This is a genomic window from Arthrobacter sp. B2060 (assembly GCF_059090445.1).
This window is the reverse complement of record NZ_JBNHFR010000013.1, coordinates 33,485-50,555: the sequence shown is the minus strand read 5'-3', so window position 1 is coordinate 50,555 and position 17,071 is coordinate 33,485. Positions and strand designations below refer to the sequence as shown.

Here is a 17,071-nt window from a genome sequence, read left to right as displayed (position 1 = left end):
ATTCAGGTTCAGGCGTTACTCTGGAATAGGCCGTTTTGCGGTCGCGACTGCTTTGCCGGGCGCATTCCACGCCCAGGCAGCATCCATCTTGCCCCGACGAAAGTTCTTAAGTGCGCCGACTATTAGCAATTCTCATTCCCGGACTGCTGCTGCTGACCGCCTGTGGCGGAGAGCCTGCAGCCCCGGAGCCGACGAGCCAGTCCGCGGGTGAGACAGCAAAGCTGGACTCCCTGAAGCTGACTGAAAACGGAGACAAGAAGGCTCCCACGGTCGAATTTACGAAGCCCCTGGATGTCACCGAGCCCACGGTGAAGGTGGTGACTGAAGGCAGCGGAGACCGGGTTAAAGCCAACCAGGTCGCCGAGGTCTCCGTCTTGGCATTGAATGGCAAAGACGGTGCCACCCTTGATGACAGCTTCCCCAAGGATCCGCAGCCCGTTGAGCTGAACGACGAGCTCAAAACTCAGAGCCCCATCATCTACAACGCCTTCGTTGGCGCGAAGGTCGGTTCGCACCTTGCCTTGGCAGCCCCCGGACAGGCAGCGGCGCAGGGCGGCCAAGCGCAGCCGTCGCAGCTCCTCATCATCAAGGTGCTTTCCGCCAAGGACGCGCCGAAGGTGCTGGACAAGCCTGAAGGCGACAGTGTCACCCCGCCCGCCGGCCTGCCGAAGGTCACCGAAAAGGACGGCGTGCCTGAGCTGGACGTCAAGGGCGTCGCAGCCCCCAAGGAGCTCATCGCCCAGGACCTGATCAAGGGCAAGGGCCCCGAGGTCAAGGCGACGGATACCCTGACGGTTAACTACGTGGGCGTCGCCCTCGCCAGCGGCAAGAAGTTCGATTCGAGCTTCGACCGCAAGGAGAAGGCCACCTTCCCCCTGAACAACGTCATCAAGGGCTGGACCCAGGGCCTGACCGGCAAGACCGTCGGTTCCCGCGTGCTCCTCGTCATCCCCAAGGCCCTCGCCTACGGTGACGCCGGCCAAGGCGAAGCCAAGGGCGACCTCGTGTTCGTCGTCGACATTCTCGGCGCCAAGTAAGTTTCCCGAGCAGTTCACCTACTTAGCAGAAGGAGCAACCATGTCATTTGGTCAGCGAAACCTCGACCGCCAGAAGCCGGAAATCGACTTCCCTGAGGGCCCCGTCCCCACGGAACTCGTCATCACGGACCTCATCGAAGGCGACGGTCCCGAAGCCAAGGCCGGCGACACCGTCTCCACCCACTACGTCGGCGTTGCCTGGTCCACTGGCGAGGAGTTCGACGCTTCCTGGGGCCGCGGCGCGCCGCTGGACTTCAAGGTCGGAGTCGGCCAGGTCATCCAGGGCTGGGACCAGGGCCTCCTGGGCATGAAGGTCGGCGGCCGCCGCCGGCTTGAGATTCCTTCGGAACTCGCTTACGGCTCACGCGGTGCCGGCGGAGCCATCGGCCCGAACGAGGCCCTGATCTTCGTTGTGGATCTCGTGGGCGTTCGCTAATCTCCACCCGCCCCCGGACGACACCAGCCGAAGGCGCGGTAACAATCGGAAGGAATTTCCGCTTTGTTGCCGCGCTTTTGCATTTTTCCGAGCACAGCTTTAGTAACGTAGCCAGAGTGTCCGCGCAACGAACTGAACGTCTGCTGAACCTCCTGATTGCCCTCCTGAACTCCCGGTACGGGATGAGGCGAAGCGAGCTTCGGGACAAGATCTATGACAGTGCGGCGAGCGACGCGGCCTTTGGCCGGATGTTTGAGCGCGACAAGAACGACCTCCGGGATTTCGGCTTCGAGGTCGAAACGGTGACGGACCTCGGATGGAGTTCGGACGATCCCGCGACCACGCGCTACCGGATCGGCAAGGAATCGAACCGTCTGCCGGACGTGGAGCTCACGCGTGACGAATGGACCGTCCTGCTGCTGGCCTCCCAGCTGTGGGAGCAGGCCGCCCTTGGCCCCGCCGCCACCAACGCCATGCGCAAGCTGCAGGCCTCGGGCAGCCTGGCGGACGTTGCCTTGCCTGCCGGAGTGCAGCCCCGGATCAAGCCGGCGGGCCAGGCCTTTGAGGACCTCGTAGCGGCGATGCACGCCCAGCACCCGGTCCGGTTCCGCTACCTTGCCGGCAGCACCGGCAAGGAAGAGGAGCGCGTGGTTGAGCCATGGGGCCTGGGCAGCCGGTTCGGCCAGTGGTATCTGGTCGGCTATGACCGTGGCCGCGAAGCGCAGCGGTTCTTCCGGCTCTCACGATTCACGTCCGCGGTATCGGTGCTGGCGAAGGAAACCTTCACGCCGCCCACCGGATTCAACGTCCGCGCCGAACTGGACAGCCTCCCGGAACTCCCGCTCCGGTCCGCCGTCGTCGATGTCCGGAACGACCGCCTCCTGGGGCTGCGGAAACGGGCCGAGCCGGCCGACGCCGGAACAGCGGGCGGAAGGCCCGACGACGGGTGGGACCGGCTGGCGGTTCCCTATCGGGACGCCGAGCTGCTCGGCGAGGAACTTGCCTCCTACGGGCCGAACGCCAGGGTCGTGGGGCCCGAAGAGCTTGTCACCTCCGTGCGGCGCCGGCTGGAAGGCGCGGCAACGTTCCTTGCGGAGCCTCTGCCTTCCTACGCCTTCTCCGGCAGTGCCTCGGGGAAGCGCGCCCGCAAACGCACCTCGGAGGACCAGTTGAAGCGCATGCTCCAACTGGTCCCCTTCCTGGTGCACAACCAGGGTCTCCATATCCAGGACGTGGCGGACCAGTTCGGCATCACGCGGCAGGAACTTGAAAGCGACCTGCTGATCCTCATCTGTTCCGGACTCCCACAGGGCTATCCCGATGAACTGCTGGACATCCAGTGGGAGGACGACCACGTATTTATCACACAGTCGCTGGAGCTCAACAGGCCGGTCCGGTTCACGGTAGACGAGGCCTGTGCACTTCTGACGGGCCTGGAGACCCTCAACGGCCTGCCCGGACTGGCCGAAGGCGGCGCCCTGGAGTCCGTCACCCTAAAGCTCATGGCGGCGGCGGGGGAGGAGGGGCTCAGGGCAGGCGCGCTGTCTCCGGAGGTGAGCCCCGGCAACACGGCCAATCTGGAGATGATCCGGCAGGCAATCGTGTCCGGCCAGCAGCTTCACCTTGTCTACCTGTCGGCGCAAAAGGATTCCCGGTCTGAACGGGACGTCGACCCTCTCCGGCTCTACTCCATGGACAACACCTGGTACTTCGAGGCGTACTGCCACTCGGCGAAAGGGTTGAGGAACTTCAGGCTGGACCGCATCGAGGACCTCAGCCCGAACGGGCGGCCCGTTTCGACGCCGGAACTGCCCGACGGCGGGTTCCCCGCCAAGCTCTTCACCCCGAACGACGACGACACGCTGGTGACCGTTCAGCTCACCGCCCAGGGCGCCGGGCTGGCGGACGACTACTACGCGGAACGGACGGCCGCCCTGCCCGACGGCGGGATCGTGGCCGAGATTCGGTTCGGCAGCACCTCATGGCTGCCCATGTTCGTGGCACAGCACGGCGGTGCGGTACGGATCCTCGAACCTGCCGCGCTGGCCGACGCGTCCCGCGAGTGGATCGAAGCGGCCCTGGCCCAGTACGCCCGCTAGACTACAAAGCATGCCTTGGTGGACATGGATCCTGATCTGGACTGCGCTGATAGCGCTGTCCCTGCTGTTCTATCTTCTGCTGGGCATCCAACTGTTCCGGAAATTCATGACAACGGTGAAGGAACTTGGCGCCGCTGGCGACAAGCTGGCTCACTTGCCGGCCCCCGGCCCCGCGGCAGGCACAGCGGACGACGACCCGCCGGCGGCGTCGGACATCCTGCCCGGAGCCGCTGTCTTTGCCTCACCGCGGCAGATGCGCCATGATTACCACGCATCCAAAGCGTCCCGGGTGGAGATCCGGCGCCAGCGCAGGATCCAGCGCAAGGCGGAGCGGGGACAGCCCCAGGCCTTGCGCGACATCGAATTGGGATAAACGTAGGATGTACTTAAACGAAAGGACCACCCGCCATGAGGCTTGAAGGCTGGCATCTCATCATTATCATCGTTCTGGCGTTGGTGCTTTTCGCAGCACCAAAGCTCCCCGGCATGGCTCGCAGCCTGGGCCAGTCGATGCGCATCTTTAAGTCGGAAGTCCGCGAAATGAAGAAGGACGACACGGCTGATGCGAAAGACGGTTCCGGTCCTGTTGAAGGCAAAGTCGTGAACCACCCGCGCTCCACCACCCCGGACAGCAATCCGTCTGAGGGTAACGAAACCCAGCCGCCTAACCGCGCCTAAGTACACATGGCAGTAACCATGGGTCGTCGATCCAATCCTGAGGGTCGGATGGCACTGCTCGACCATCTGAAAGAACTCAGGAACCGGCTTTTCAAGTCCGCCATCGCGGTAGTCCTTGCCACAGTCGCAGGGTTCCTGGTCTACCAGCCGATGTTGGCTGCCCTGATCAAGCCCATCCGCGACCTCAATGAGAACGAGGGGCGCCAGGCGACGCTGAACTTTGACGGCGTGGCGAGTTCATTCGACCTCATGATCCAGGTGTCCGTATTCCTGGGCCTGATCATCGCCAGCCCCGTGTGGCTTTACCAGCTGTGGGCCTTCATCGTGCCCGGCCTCCACAAGAAGGAGCGGCGACTGGCGCTGTCGTTCGTCGCCGCGGCCGTGCCCCTCTTCGTCGGCGGCGTCACGCTGGCATGGCTCGTCCTGCCTAACGCCGTCCGGGTCCTGACGGATTTCACGCCGTCCGGCGGCTCCAACTTCATCAGCGCCCAGGTCTACCTGTCGTTTGTGCTCCGGCTACTGCTGGCGTTCGGCATCGCCTTCCTGCTGCCGGTGGTTCTGTTCGGACTGAACCTCGCCGGCATCCTCCGCGGCGAACAGCTCGTGAAGAGCTGGCGCATCACCGTCTTCCTGGTGTGCCTGTTTGCCGCCATGGCAGCGCCGGGTGCCGACGCGATGAGCATGTTCTATCTGGCGGGACCCATGCTTGCCCTGTTCTTCGCCGCCATCGGACTCTGCGTCCTCAACGACCGCCGGCGCGACCGCCGGGCTGCCCGGCGCGAAGCTGAGACCGAGGCCACGGCCGATATCGCAACCCCGGGCAGCGAACTGAAGAATCTCTAGGGTCCGCCCGGCTAGGCTTGAGGCATGTCCACATCACCGGATTCTATGTCGCCAGCCGAACGATACAGGGCCAGCGCCGAACGGACGGCGGAATCCAAAACCCACCTCGGAGCGTTCGCCCGCACCCTTGACTTTGAACTGGACGATTTTCAGCGCCACGCCTGCCGTTCGCTGCAGGACGGCCGGGGCGTCCTGGTGGCCGCGCCCACCGGCGCCGGCAAGACCATTGTGGGCGAGTTTGCCATATACCTTGCCCTGCAACGCGGGCTGAAGGCCTTCTACACGACCCCCATCAAGGCGCTGAGCAACCAAAAGTACACCGAGCTGGCCGACAAGTATGGTGCGGAGAATGTGGGGCTGCTGACCGGCGACACCAGCATCAACGGCGAAGCGCCCGTGGTGGTGATGACCACCGAGGTGCTCAGGAACATGCTGTACTCCGACTCCGCTGCCCTGGACGACCTCGGTTTCGTGGTCATGGACGAGGTCCATTATCTGGCCGACCGCTTCCGGGGCGCGGTGTGGGAGGAAGTCATCATCCACCTTCCGAGCGAGGTCCAGGTTGCCTCACTGAGTGCCACGGTTTCGAACGCCGAGGAATTCGGGGCCTGGCTGGACACGGTCCGCGGAGACACCGACGTCATCGTGTCCGAACACCGTCCCGTACCGCTATATCAGCACGTGATGGTGGGCAGGGAAATAGTCGACCTGTTTGCCGGAGAAACCACCTTCGATGAAATAGCTCCAGCAGGCAATCCCGCCACCGTCTCTGCCGTGCCCGCAGCGCCTTCCCCCGACGACGCCGGTCGGCGTGGCTTCGAAGTCAATCCTGAGCTTCTGAAGCTTTCCAGGGAGGAAAGCCAGCTGAACTTCCAGGGCCGCTTCGGCCATGGCGGCCGCAGCCAGCGGCGGCAGCAGCGCCAGCGCAACGGCGACAGGCCCCAGCAGGAGATCAGAACTGCCGTGCGCAGGGCCAGCAGGCCGCAGGTGATAGCCAGTCTGGACCGGCAGGACCTGCTGCCCGCCATCACGTTCATCTTCTCCCGGGCCGGTTGCGATGCGGCGGTGACGCAGTGTGTATCGGCGGGCCTGTGGCTCACCAGCGAGAAGGAACAGCGGATCATCGCCCAGCGCGTCGACGAGGCAGGGCAGGACATCCCGTCCGACGATCTTGAAGTGCTCGGGTTTTGGAACTGGCGCGACGGGCTGCTGCGGGGCATCGCCGCCCACCACGCCGGTATGCTGCCCACCTTCAAGGAAGTCGTCGAAAAGCTCTTTGCCGACGGCCTGGTCAAGGCTGTCTTCGCCACCGAGACCCTGGCCCTCGGCATAAACATGCCGGCACGCTGCGTGGTCCTGGAAAAACTCGACAAGTTCAACGGCGAAGCGCATGTGGACATCACGGCAGGCGAATACACCCAGCTGACCGGCCGGGCGGGCCGGCGCGGCATCGATGTCGAAGGCCACGCCGTGGTCTTGTGGCAGCCGGGTACCGATCCAGCGGCAGTAGCCGGCCTGGCCTCCCGGCGGACGTATCCGCTGAACTCCAGCTTCCGGCCCACCTACAACATGAGCATCAACCTCCTGGCGCAGTTTGGCCGGGCACGGGCCCGGGAAATCCTTGAATCTTCGTTCGCCCAGTTCCAGGCTGACCGCTCAGTGGTGGGCCTGGCCAAGCAGGTGCGCAGCCGGGAGGAATCGCTGGCGGGATACGCCAAGTCCATGACCTGCCACCTGGGCGACTTCACCGAGTACGCCCGGCTCCGGCGCGAACTCTCCGACGCCGAAAACTTCACGTCGCGCACCAAGTCCAGGGCGCGGAAGTCGCTCAACGAGGATTCACTCAGCCGCCTCCTGCCTGGCGATGTGGTGGACGTTCCGGCGGGCCGTGCCCCCGGTTACGCGGTGGTGCTGAGCTCGGACCACAGCTCGCGCGAACCGCGGCCGGCCGTGCTCACCGTCGAAAACCAGCTCCGCCGAATCAGCATCGACGACCTCGAGGGGCCCATATCCCCGCTGACCCGGATCAGGATCCCCAAGTCCTTCAACGCCAAGGTCCCCAAATCCCGGCGTGATCTCGCCTCGTCCGTCCGCAATGCGCTGCGGGAGAACCGTCCGCCCGCTCCCGGCAACCCGCGCAACACCGACTTCGGGCTCGGTGCCGGCTCTCCCAATCAGGAAAAGAAGATTGCTGAACTTCGGCGTGCCTTGCGCGCACACCCCTGTCACGGCTGCAGCGAACGCGAGGACCACGCCCGGTGGTCCGAACGATGGTGGAAACTGCGCAAGGAAACGGACGGGCTGGTTCGGCAGATCCAGGGCAGGACCAACACGATCGCCAAAACCTTCGACCGTGTCTGTGATGTGCTCTCTGCCTATGGCTACCTGGAGTCACCGGAACCCGGGCAGCACAGAATCAGCGCTGACGGGCAGCGTCTGCGCCGCATCTACGGCGAAAAGGACCTGCTGATTTCACAGGCCCTGCGCCAGGGCGCCTTTGACGACCTCGACGCCGTTGAGGTAGCCGCCCTCGCCAGCGTGCTGGTGTACCAGGCCAAGCGTGAGGATCGGGGCCTGCGTCCCCGCATGCCCAGCGTTTCGCTGGAAACAGCGGTGGACATCGTGGTCCGGGAATGGTCGGCCCTGGAGGACGTGGAAGAGCAGAACAAGCTACCCCTGACCGGCGAACCGGAACTGGGCCTGGTGTGGCCCATCTACAAGTGGGCCCGCGGCCGGCACCTCCAGGAAGTGCTCAGTGGTACGGACCTGGCCGCCGGCGACTTCGTCCGTTGGGTCAAACAGGTCATCGACCTACTCGACCAGCTGGCCCAGATCCCCGGGCTGGAACCACGCCTCGCCAGGCTGTGCAGCGAGGCCATCAAGATTGTCCGGCGCGGCGTCGTCGCCTACTCCACCGTCGTCTAGGCCGTGGCCTGACACGAAACCAGCAGCAAGGAGTTCCACCCCCCATGACCGAGGAAACCACCAGCGGCAAGACCGGCCCCGGCAGAGCCGGAGTCACGCTGTACCGCAACGGCTCCGTCTACACCGCCGCTGACCCCTTTGCCACGGCCATCCTCGTCGACGGTGACACCGTCGCATGGGTGGGGTCGGAGCAGGCGGCCACGTCGATCGCGGATGGCTCCATGAACGTCGTCGACCTCCACGGAGCGCTCGTGGCGCCCGGATTCGTCGACTCCCACGTGCACCTGACGGAAACCGGAATCGCGCTGGAATCCTTGCAGCTGGGCGAAGTCCGTTCCGCGGGACAGCTCCTTGACGCTGTTGCGGATGCTGCCGCGGCTGGCGGGGATGGCCCCATCCTGGGCCACGGCTGGGACGAATCGCGGTGGGCAGACCCCACGCTGCCGGGACCAGGAGAGCTGGACAGGGCTGCCGGCGGCCGGCCGGTTTACCTTTCCCGGGCGGACGCCCACTCCGCCCTCATATCCTCATCCCTCGCCGCTGCGGCGCGGGTCGAAGGGCTGGACGGCTTCGCCGCCGGCGGCCAAGTCAGACGCCAGGCGCACGCCACGGCCCGGCGGGCGGCCCGCAGCCTGCCGGCAGACACGCTCCAGAAGTACCAGCGCCGCGCCCTGGACGAAGCCGCAGCGAACGGTTACGTGGCGGTAGCAGAAATGGGCGCCCCGCATATTGGGAGCATGCTTGACCTGCAGCTGGCCGCGGGCTGGAACGACTACTCCGGCGCGGAATTGCCGGAGGTCCTGCCCTACTGGGGGCAGCTGACGGCGACGGCTGCAGAGGCCGAGGCGCTGCTCGCCGAGCTTGGTGTTCCTGTCCGCGGCCTGGCCGGCGACCTCAACATTGACGGCTCCATCGGTTCACGCACGGCCTCGCTCCGGGAACCATACGCTGATGCACCGGGGGAGAGGGGGACGGCCTATCTCTCCACGGACGAGGCAGCGGCACACCTCGCGGCCTGTTCGCTCCTGGGCATCCAGGGCGGCTTCCACGTGATCGGCGACGCAGGACTGGACGCCGCGCTGGACGCCCTGGAGCAAGCCGCCGCCGAAGTGGGGGGGCAGCGGATCCGTGCCGCGGGGCACCGCTTCGAACACGTCGAGATGGTTGACGCCGAAGCAATCGCCAGGCTCGCGAAGTATTCCGTGACCGTCAGCGCGCAGCCGGGCTTCGACGCCGCCTGGGGAGGCCCGGGAAGGATGTATGAACAACGCCTGGGCTCCAGGAGCCGGAACATGAATCCGTTCGCGTCCTTGTACTCGGCAGGCGTTCCCGTCTGCTTCGGCAGCGACAGCCCGGTGACGCCATTGCGGCCCTGGGCAGCCGTGAAGGCGTGCCTGGAGCACAACAACCATGACCAGCGGATTTCCGCACGGGCGGCCTTCCTTGGCCACACGCGGGCCGGCTGGCGCGCTGCCAGGCACGCCAACCCGATGGCGGGGCAACTGGTACCGGGTGCGCCCGCCACCTTTGCGGTCTGGGAGGTCGACGAGCTCATGGTCCAGGTCGCCGACGGCAGGGTGCAGTCCTGGAGCACAGACCCGCGGGCCCGAACGCCTCTGCTGCCGGCTCTGGACACGGGCACGGCTCCGCGCTGCCTCCAGACCGTGCGGAACGGCCGGGAACTATTTTCGGCCGAGGCCTTCCGCTCCTGACGGGCCCCCGCCGGCCGGCCGCAACAAACGGGGGCGCAGCTTCTCATTTGCCCTGGGCAGCCCGCAAAAACCGGGCGCTGACCTGCGGCGATGAACGTAGCGGCAGGTCAGGTGGCGGTTGACAGGTCAGGGGCCGTCCGTAGCATTGAGGATCAACGGACGGATGCAATTGGACCGGTGTCTGTCTGGCCACTCCCGATTCAATCGGAGCGCGGACGCCATCCGGCCATGTGCGGTGGTGGCATTCCGTGGGCGGGTCCATGGCGCAACAGAAAACAGTTCCCCTACCGGCACCGCGTAATCCGGAACTGGCCCGAGGCGCCTGGACCCGCCCGTGGCGTTCCCGGCCATCCCCGCGGCGCCAGCAGACGGCGGTCCTGCAGCCGGGCTCTTCCGGAAAAGGGAACCTCGAAACGCCCCTATAATGGAGAGTTGCGCTTTGCGAGTCGGGCGGTCCCGCCTCACTCCACGCGTGCTGACCGCTCCCATCCAGGAAAGGCCTCTCCCTGTGCGTGTCCTCACCATCATTCCCACCTACAACGAGCTGGAGTCGCTCCCCATAACGCTTGGTCGCCTGCGTGCGGCGGTGCCGGACTCGGACGTCCTCGTTGTGGACGACAACAGCCCGGACGGGACCGGGCAACTGGCGGACAGCATCGCTGCCGAAGACAGCCAGGTTCACGTCCTGCACCGCCAGGGCAAGGAAGGGCTTGGTGCCGCGTACATCGCCGGTTTCAAGTGGGGACTCGCGGCCGGCTACGACGTCCTCGTCGAAATGGACGCCGACGGATCCCACCAGCCCGAGCAGCTGCCCCAGCTGCTGGACGCCGTGGAACAGGGCGCCGACCTCGCCATGGGCTCCCGCTGGGTGCGCGGCGGCAGTGTCGTGAACTGGCCGCTGTACCGGCAGGCGATTTCCCGCATCGGCAGCACTTACTCCCGGATCATGCTCGGCGTCAAGATCAAGGATGTGACGGGCGGCTACCGTGCCTTCCGCCGCACCACGCTTGAGAAGCTGAACCTTGACCAGATCGAGTCAGTCGGCTATGGCTTTCAGGTGGACTTGGCCTGGCGCGTCGCCAAGATGGGCCTGACGATTGTGGAGCGCCCCATCACCTTCGTGGAGCGCGAACTCGGCGCCTCGAAGATGAGCGGCAACATCGTGGTCGAAGCCATGCTCAACGTGACGAAGTGGGGCCTGACGGCCCGCTGGAACAAGCTGACCGGCAGGAAGCCTGCAACCGGCCGGGAGTAGCCGCCGGCGAAAGCAAAGGCCGGGCCCGCTGCACTGTGCAGCAGGCCCGGCCTTTTTGCGGTTTGGGCTGGCTAGGCTGAGCGCCTCTCGCCACGACGTTCACGCAGAATGGTGAGGCGGTCTTCGAGAATCTGCTCAAGCTCCGGCAGCGACCGGCGTTCCAGCAGCATGTCCCAGTGTGTGCGGACAGCTTTTTCATTGCTGGTGTCGGGGCGTTCGCCATCAACGAGCAGCGCTTCCTTGCCGGTCTTGGAAACCCAGACAGGGGGAATTTCGGCTTCGGAGGAGAAGGTTACAAAAACCTGCTCGCCGTCCTCGCACCGGTACTCAACCCGCTGACGCGGAGCCGGCTCCACACCGGACTCGGTCTCCATGCTTTGGGCGCCAAGACGCATGCCCCGCAGGCTGCGATCGCTCATGATTTCTCCCTCTGGTCGGTTCGCGGAGCGGACTCCGCGCTAGCCGGAGGTTTCAAAGCAGCCTCCGGACTACGTTGTGCTCTACGTAGCATCACTAAATGAAACGCTTTGCCAAGCAATGTTGTTCCGGGCGGAGTGATCCGGCCGGACAAATATCCTATTATACGGAATCGCTGGTCCGGCGGCAATACGGCAAAGGGAGGCACACCCATGGCGCGCCTCCCTTTGTGTCAGCCGAACTAGGGCTGCGGCTGTTTTTCGGTGTCCTCGGACGGTCCGAACAGGTCGCCGGACCGCGGGTCGGGATTGGTCCCGCCCAGCGCGTTGCCGATTCCCTTGAGCGCTTCGCCCACCTCGCTGGGGATGATCCACAGCTTGTTCGAAGAGCCCTCCGCGAGCTTGGGCAGCGTCTGGAGGTACTGGTACGCCAAGAGCTTCTGGTCCGGATTGCCCTTGTGAATGGCGTCAAACACCTTTTGGATGGCCTGCGACTCACCATCCGCACGGAGAATGGCAGCCTTGGCGTCGCCCTCAGCCTTGAGGATGGCCGCCTGCCGCTGGCCTTCCGCCGTCAGAATGGCCGACTGCTTGGTTCCCTCGGCCGTGAGGATGGCGGCGCGCCGGTCACGCTCGGCCCTCATTTGCTTCTCCATCGAATCCTGGATGGAGTGCGGCGGATCGATCGCCTTCAGCTCCACACGCGAAACGCGGATGCCCCAGCGCCCGGTCGCTTCGTCCAGCACGCCGCGGAGCTGGCCGTTGATCTGGTCACGGGATGTCAGTGCCTCTTCCAGGTTCAGTCCGCCAACTACGTTGCGGAGCGTGGTGGTGGTCAGCTGCTCCACGGCCTGGATGTAATTGGCGATTTCGTAGGTCGCCGCACGGGGGTCTGTCACCTGGAAGTAGACCACCGTATCGATGGACACCACGAGGTTGTCCTCGGTAATAACGGGCTGCGGCGGGAACGAAACCACCTGCTCACGGAGGTCCAGCAACGGCAGCAGCCGGTCCACGAACGGGATCAGGAGGGTCAGGCCAGGGTTGAGCGTCCGCTGGTACTTGCCCAGGCGCTCCACCACGCCGGCCCGGGCCTGTGGCACGATCCGCACTGACCGGACCAGCACTATGACGACAAAGACGATCAGGACCAGCATTACGATCGTGAGGGCGAATCCTCCTGGGCTATCCATACTTCTCCTTCATTCCCCAATTTTTCAGTGAAGCTGTACGTGGCGGCTCAGCCGCCGGATCCGCTGCAGCCAGAACGGCAGCAGCAGAAATCTAGACTGCCCGGAACTACTGGACGGCGGATTCGGACTGAGGCGCCACGACCGCCGTCGCGCCTTCGATGGCAGCGACAACTACTCGCTGGCCCTCTGCGAGGACACCGGAATCGGAGCGTGCACTCCAGATATCGCCGCCGATCTTCACCCGCCCGCCGGTGGCGGTCACGGGTTCCATTACCAGTGCGGTTTCACCGATGAGCCGGTCAATGTTCGTGCGCTGTTCAGCCGGCCCTTTATGCAGGTGCTTCAGTGTGACGGGCCGCACGAAGGCGATCATCAGCAGGGACACGACGCAGAAGGCCACGATCTGCAGCCAGAAATCGGCGCCGGCGAAGTCGGCCACCACCGCCGCAAGTGCACCGCCGCCCAGCATGATGAAAAAGAGATCAAGGGTCAGCATCTCGACGGCGGCGAACACCAGGAAGACCGTGAGCCACAGTGCCCACCAGTTTTGGCCAAGCCATTCGAACATTCGATTCCCCCTTGATCCCGGGGGCTGCGAGGCAGACCCTCAGTGACTTTCTTCCATCCTAGACCGGCGGAGCGGCACTGGGCAGGTGAGGGGCGGCCGGGGCCAGAACGTGGCCAAGACGTTATTCGGCGGCTCCATCGCGGGGGAGGAAGACGCTGATGCGGAACCTGGCACTGACGGCGGTCACGGCCGGAAAGTCCGCCAGCCTCTTAGCCAGGGCAGCGCGGTCGGTGTGGTGGCCCGCAGGACCCATGAGGGCCAGGTTGGCCACATCGGCGGGGGAGAGTTCCAGCTCAAGGTCCAGGTCCTGGGTGGACAACAGTTCAAAGTGGCCCGACAGCGAGCCGGCCAGCCGTTCGTCCTTGGCCGGCTCTATCCCGAGCATTCCGGCCTGGCTTGCGATCTCAGCGAGGTGGCCTGGCCGGGGCGTCACTACGACCAGCCGCCCCGAAGGCCGAAGTACGCGGGCGAACTCACTCGCGTTGCGGGGCGCGAAGACGACCGTCACGACGTCGACGGCGGAGTCCGCCAGCGGGATCGGCTGCCACACATCTCCGACCAGGTTCACCGCCTCGGCGTTGAGCCGCGCGGCCCGGCGCAGGGCGAACTTGGAGATGTCCAGCCCCACGGCGGCCATGCCGTCCCCGTGCCCGGGAAGGTCAAGTATCGCGCGGAGGTAATGGCCTGTGCCGGTCCCGGAATCGAGCACGACCGGCTCCGGACCCAGCAACGCGGGTTCGGCCGCGGCGGCGACTGCCGCTGCAAGCGGGCGGTAGTGACCGGCGTCGAGAAATGCCGTCCGGGCCGCCACCATCTCGGCGGTATCCGCCTCAAATGCGGTTCCCTTGCCGACCAGCAGGTTGAAGTAGCCCTGTTTGGCGGCGTCGAAGCTGTGTCCGTTGCGGCAGGCGAGGGCCTTGCTGCGGGTTCCCGGCGCGGATGCAGACACAGGCGACAGCCCCTCCCGGCATACCGGACAGAGCAGGGGTGGCAGGCGGAAAGGCATGCTGACAATCCTAGGGCGTACCGGCCACGCTGACATGCTGGTGCGCGTCAGTGCTGGCGCCCGTCACTGCCGGCGCCAGCGGGCCCCTGGGTGAGAGGTGTTTCACACGCCTGCGGCGAGGCGCTAGGCTCACGTGGGTGAAGCCAGAACACCTGCCGCTGCTCAAATCCGTTTCCGCCCCTGCTGTCCACCCGGATGGTACGCGCGCCGTCGTCTCAGTGACCCGCCCAGATTTTGATGCCGATGACTACGTGGGCCAGCTCTGGACTGTTCCGCAGGATCCCGAGAAACCGGCACGTCGGGTGACCCGCGGATACCGGGACACGGCGCCGGCTTTTTCGCCGGACGGCCGGGTCCTCGCCTTCCTCCGGACCATGCCGGGCGGTAAGCCGCAGCTGTATGTTGTGGAGGCGGCCGGCGGGGAACCCCAGGTCCTGACGGACCGGCCCCTGGGGGTATCTTCTTTCGCCTGGTCTCCTGATTCGCAGCGGCTCGTGTTTGGCTCCCGGCAGCCCGAGGCCGGCCGGTACGGCACCCTCGACGGTGTACCCGCCGGCGGTGAGGATGCGCGCTTCATAACGAGCTTCAAGTACCGGATGAACGGTGTGGGTTACACGCAGGACAAGCCGCTCCAGCTGTTCATCCTGGACGTTCCCGACCTGGGCGACGAGCCGAAGGTACAGCCTGCAGGACGTGCGGTAAAGGACAGCCAGGTCAGGAATACCGGAAATGACTCCGGGGACAGCGGCCCGTCCGGGGCCGCGGGCGGCCAGGCAGCAGGGGCCGCCCCCCGCCTGCCCGAGACGAGGCAGCTCACCTCTGCCCCCACAGACCACACCGGTGAATCCTTCAGCAGCGACGGCCGGTGGGTGTATTTCGTTGCCGCGCTCCATGACGCGAGCGATGCGGATCTGGCCAGCGGGATCTACCGGGTGGCCCCCGCCGGAGGCGAGCCCGTGCCGGTGCAGGCGTCCAACACGGGGCCCCAGACTGTCAGTGGCGTCCGGGAGTCGCGGGACGGGAAGTGGCTGTTCTTCACCGCCCAGGACCTGGGCGACTCCGGGTTGGATTTCGTCGCAAAAAACACGGTTCTGCACGTGATGCCGGCCGCAGGCGGAGAGGCACGGGCGCTCAGCGATGCGGAGAATATGGATGTCGCCGCGCCGGGCGGCCTCATCAGCCTGCGGGGCAAGGATGCAGCCCTGGTGCTGAACAACGCCCAAGGGACGGTGGAACTGCTCGAGTTCAGTGCCACCGGCAGCCATGCCCTCCTGGTTCATGGAGACAGGGTGGTCACCGGAGCCGGAGCAGCCGAGGAATCCTTGTTTATCAGCTTCTCGGACGCCGCGACCGCCGGCGATGTGGCCTGGCTCAATGACGGCCAGCTGCGGCTCCTGACAGATTTTTCGGCGGCCCTCCGGACGGAAGCCGGGGTCATCGAGCCGCAGGCGCTGGTTGTCCCGTCCCCCGATGGCTACGAGGTCCACGGATGGGTGCTGATGCCGCCCGGGAAGGGCCCGCATCCGGTGCTGCTGAACATCCACGGGGGTCCGTTCTCGCAGTATACGGTGGCGCTCTTTGACGAGGCGCAGGTCTATGCGGAGGCCGGCTACGCGGTGGTGATGTGCAACCCCCGCGGCTCGGCAGGCTACGGCCAGGCTCACGGCAGGGCCATCAAGGAGCGGATGGGCACCGTGGACATGCAGGACGTGCTCGCCTTCCTGGAGGGCGCGCTGGAGAAGTTCTCTGTGCTGGACGCCAAGGCCCTGGGGATCATGGGTGGTTCCTACGGCGGGTACCTCACCGCCTGGACCATAAGCCAGGACCACCGTTTCAGGGCCGCGATCGTCGAGCGGGGCTTCCTGGATCCGGTCAGCTTCACCGGCTCCTCCGACATCGGCTGGTTCTTCGGCGGCGAATACACTGGCACCCTGCCTGAGCAGGTGGCGGCTCAAAGCCCCATGGCCACCATCACCCAGGTCAGGACGCCCGCGCTGGTGATCCACAGTGAGGATGATCTCCGCTGCCCGGTGGAGCAGGGTCAGCGGTACTTCACTGCCCTCAAGCAGCAGGGCGTCGACTCTGCCTTCCTGGTTTTCCCGGGCGAGAACCACGAGTTGTCCAGGTCAGGCACGCCGCACCACCGCCGCCAGCGGTTCGAGCACATCCTGGCGTGGTGGGCGCGGTACCTGCCGACGGCGTCCAACGGCGGCGGGCAGAATCCGGGCGCCGGGAACTAGCGGGGTTCCGTCAGGAACCCCAGCTCCCGGCGTGCCCGGTCGATTCCCGGTTCAGCCCAGCGCGCCGCATATTCGCTGTTGGTGCTGAGGGACCGTAGCTCGGCCCTGTCGATGTACAGCGTTCCGCGCAGGTGGTCTGTTTCGTGCTGGATGATCCTCGCCTGCCAGCCTGTGAACTCCCGGGCCATGCTGTCTCCCGACGGCGTCTGACACTCGAGCCTGACGCTTTCCGGTCGCTCCACGACGGCCTGCAGCCCGGAGAGGGATAGGCAGCCTTCGAAGAAGGCGGCTGTCCCGGACGGCAGTGGGCTGTACGAGGGGTTGAGCATCGCGAAGAATTCGAGGGGCGTGCGGCTCCGTGCCGCCGCGGCATCCTTATCGATGTCAAACTGGTCCTCGAGGACGGCGAGCTGCAGCGGAATCCCCAGTTGGGGCGCTGCGAGACCGACTCCGGGCGCCTCGTGCATGACCTTCCTCATCAGGCCGATCAGTTCGGACAGCTCCGTCGCGTTCAGTTGCCCCTCGAAGGGAGCTGAACGCTGCCTCAAGACCGGGTGGCCGGCCTGGACGATGGGCGGCAATGCGTCCATCGCCAGCAGTTCCTGCACGGTCTCCCGGATACGGGCAGCACTGTAGGACGTGGGCGGGGATGCGTGGCTCATG

15 protein-coding genes are annotated in these 17,071 nt (G+C 65.7%); 10 read left to right on the top strand and 5 right to left on the bottom strand.

Annotated features, from left to right (window positions below; translation table 11 throughout):
- Window positions 1-110 precede the first annotated feature (110 nt).
- The 9 genes from AC5RUM_RS19055 to AC5RUM_RS19015 all read left to right on the top strand — a co-directional run bounded on the left by AC5RUM_RS19055 (window position 111) and on the right by AC5RUM_RS19015 (window position 10,985).
- Window positions 111-1,037, top strand: coding sequence for an FKBP-type peptidyl-prolyl cis-trans isomerase (locus tag AC5RUM_RS19055; protein WP_494036420.1), 927 nt, complete (start codon window positions 111-113; stop codon window positions 1,035-1,037).
- A gap of 40 nt (window positions 1,038-1,077) precedes the next feature.
- A complete protein-coding gene (locus AC5RUM_RS19050) occupies window positions 1,078-1,473 on the top strand; it encodes an FKBP-type peptidyl-prolyl cis-trans isomerase (RefSeq protein ID WP_494036419.1) in 396 nt (131 codons plus the stop codon).
- Between the two features lie 116 nt (window positions 1,474-1,589).
- On the top strand, window positions 1,590-3,572 hold the full coding sequence (locus tag AC5RUM_RS19045) for a helix-turn-helix transcriptional regulator (RefSeq protein WP_494036418.1): 1,983 nt from the start codon (window positions 1,590-1,592) through the stop codon (window positions 3,570-3,572).
- A 10-nt stretch (window positions 3,573-3,582) separates the two neighbouring features.
- Entirely contained in the window at window positions 3,583-3,945 is a 363-nt protein-coding gene (locus AC5RUM_RS19040) for a hypothetical protein (RefSeq protein WP_494036417.1), read from the top strand.
- Between the two features lie 35 nt (window positions 3,946-3,980).
- Window positions 3,981-4,250, top strand: a complete 270-nt coding sequence (tatA, locus tag AC5RUM_RS19035; RefSeq protein WP_400576299.1) for a Sec-independent protein translocase subunit TatA — start codon at window positions 3,981-3,983, stop codon at window positions 4,248-4,250.
- Window positions 4,251-4,256: 6 nt separating this feature from the next.
- Window positions 4,257-5,093 (top strand): twin-arginine translocase subunit TatC, encoded by an 837-nt coding sequence (tatC, locus tag AC5RUM_RS19030; RefSeq protein WP_494036416.1) that lies wholly within the window; start codon window positions 4,257-4,259, stop codon window positions 5,091-5,093.
- 24 nt (window positions 5,094-5,117) lie between these two features.
- Window positions 5,118-8,018: a DEAD/DEAH box helicase gene (locus AC5RUM_RS19025; protein ID WP_494036415.1), complete on the top strand. Its 2,901-nt coding sequence runs from the start codon at window positions 5,118-5,120 to the stop codon at window positions 8,016-8,018.
- Between the two features lie 44 nt (window positions 8,019-8,062).
- Complete coding sequence (locus AC5RUM_RS19020) at window positions 8,063-9,730, top strand: amidohydrolase (RefSeq protein ID WP_494036414.1); 1,668 nt, start codon at window positions 8,063-8,065, stop codon at window positions 9,728-9,730.
- Between the two features lie 508 nt (window positions 9,731-10,238).
- Window positions 10,239-10,985, top strand: a complete 747-nt coding sequence (locus AC5RUM_RS19015) for a polyprenol monophosphomannose synthase (RefSeq protein WP_494036413.1) — start codon at window positions 10,239-10,241, stop codon at window positions 10,983-10,985.
- Window positions 10,986-11,056: 71 nt separating this feature from the next.
- On the opposite strand, the gene AC5RUM_RS19010 is transcribed toward AC5RUM_RS19015, so the two are convergent.
- The 4 genes from AC5RUM_RS19010 to AC5RUM_RS18995 form a co-directional block, all read right to left on the bottom strand.
- Window positions 11,057-11,404: an RNA polymerase-binding protein RbpA gene (locus AC5RUM_RS19010; protein ID WP_003802221.1), complete on the bottom strand. Its 348-nt coding sequence runs from the start codon at window positions 11,402-11,404 to the stop codon at window positions 11,057-11,059.
- Between the two features lie 239 nt (window positions 11,405-11,643).
- On the bottom strand, window positions 11,644-12,594 hold the full coding sequence (locus tag AC5RUM_RS19005; RefSeq protein ID WP_400576290.1) for an SPFH domain-containing protein: 951 nt from the start codon (window positions 12,592-12,594) through the stop codon (window positions 11,644-11,646).
- Between the two features lie 106 nt (window positions 12,595-12,700).
- A complete protein-coding gene (locus AC5RUM_RS19000) occupies window positions 12,701-13,162 on the bottom strand; it encodes an NfeD family protein (RefSeq protein WP_400576288.1) in 462 nt (153 codons plus the stop codon).
- A 121-nt stretch (window positions 13,163-13,283) separates the two neighbouring features.
- Entirely contained in the window at window positions 13,284-14,168 is an 885-nt protein-coding gene (locus AC5RUM_RS18995; protein ID WP_494036412.1) for a putative RNA methyltransferase, read from the bottom strand.
- Between the two features lie 137 nt (window positions 14,169-14,305).
- On the opposite strand from AC5RUM_RS18995, the gene AC5RUM_RS18990 reads away from it, so the two are divergent.
- Window positions 14,306-16,408, top strand: coding sequence for a S9 family peptidase (locus AC5RUM_RS18990; RefSeq protein WP_494036411.1), 2,103 nt, complete (start codon window positions 14,306-14,308; stop codon window positions 16,406-16,408).
- Here AC5RUM_RS18990 and AC5RUM_RS18985 read toward each other — a convergent pair.
- A complete protein-coding gene (locus AC5RUM_RS18985) occupies window positions 16,405-17,070 on the bottom strand; it encodes a peptide deformylase (RefSeq protein WP_494036410.1) in 666 nt (221 codons plus the stop codon). The two genes, AC5RUM_RS18990 and AC5RUM_RS18985, sit on opposite strands and share 4 nt — an antisense overlap.
- Window position 17,071 lies beyond the last annotated feature (1 nt).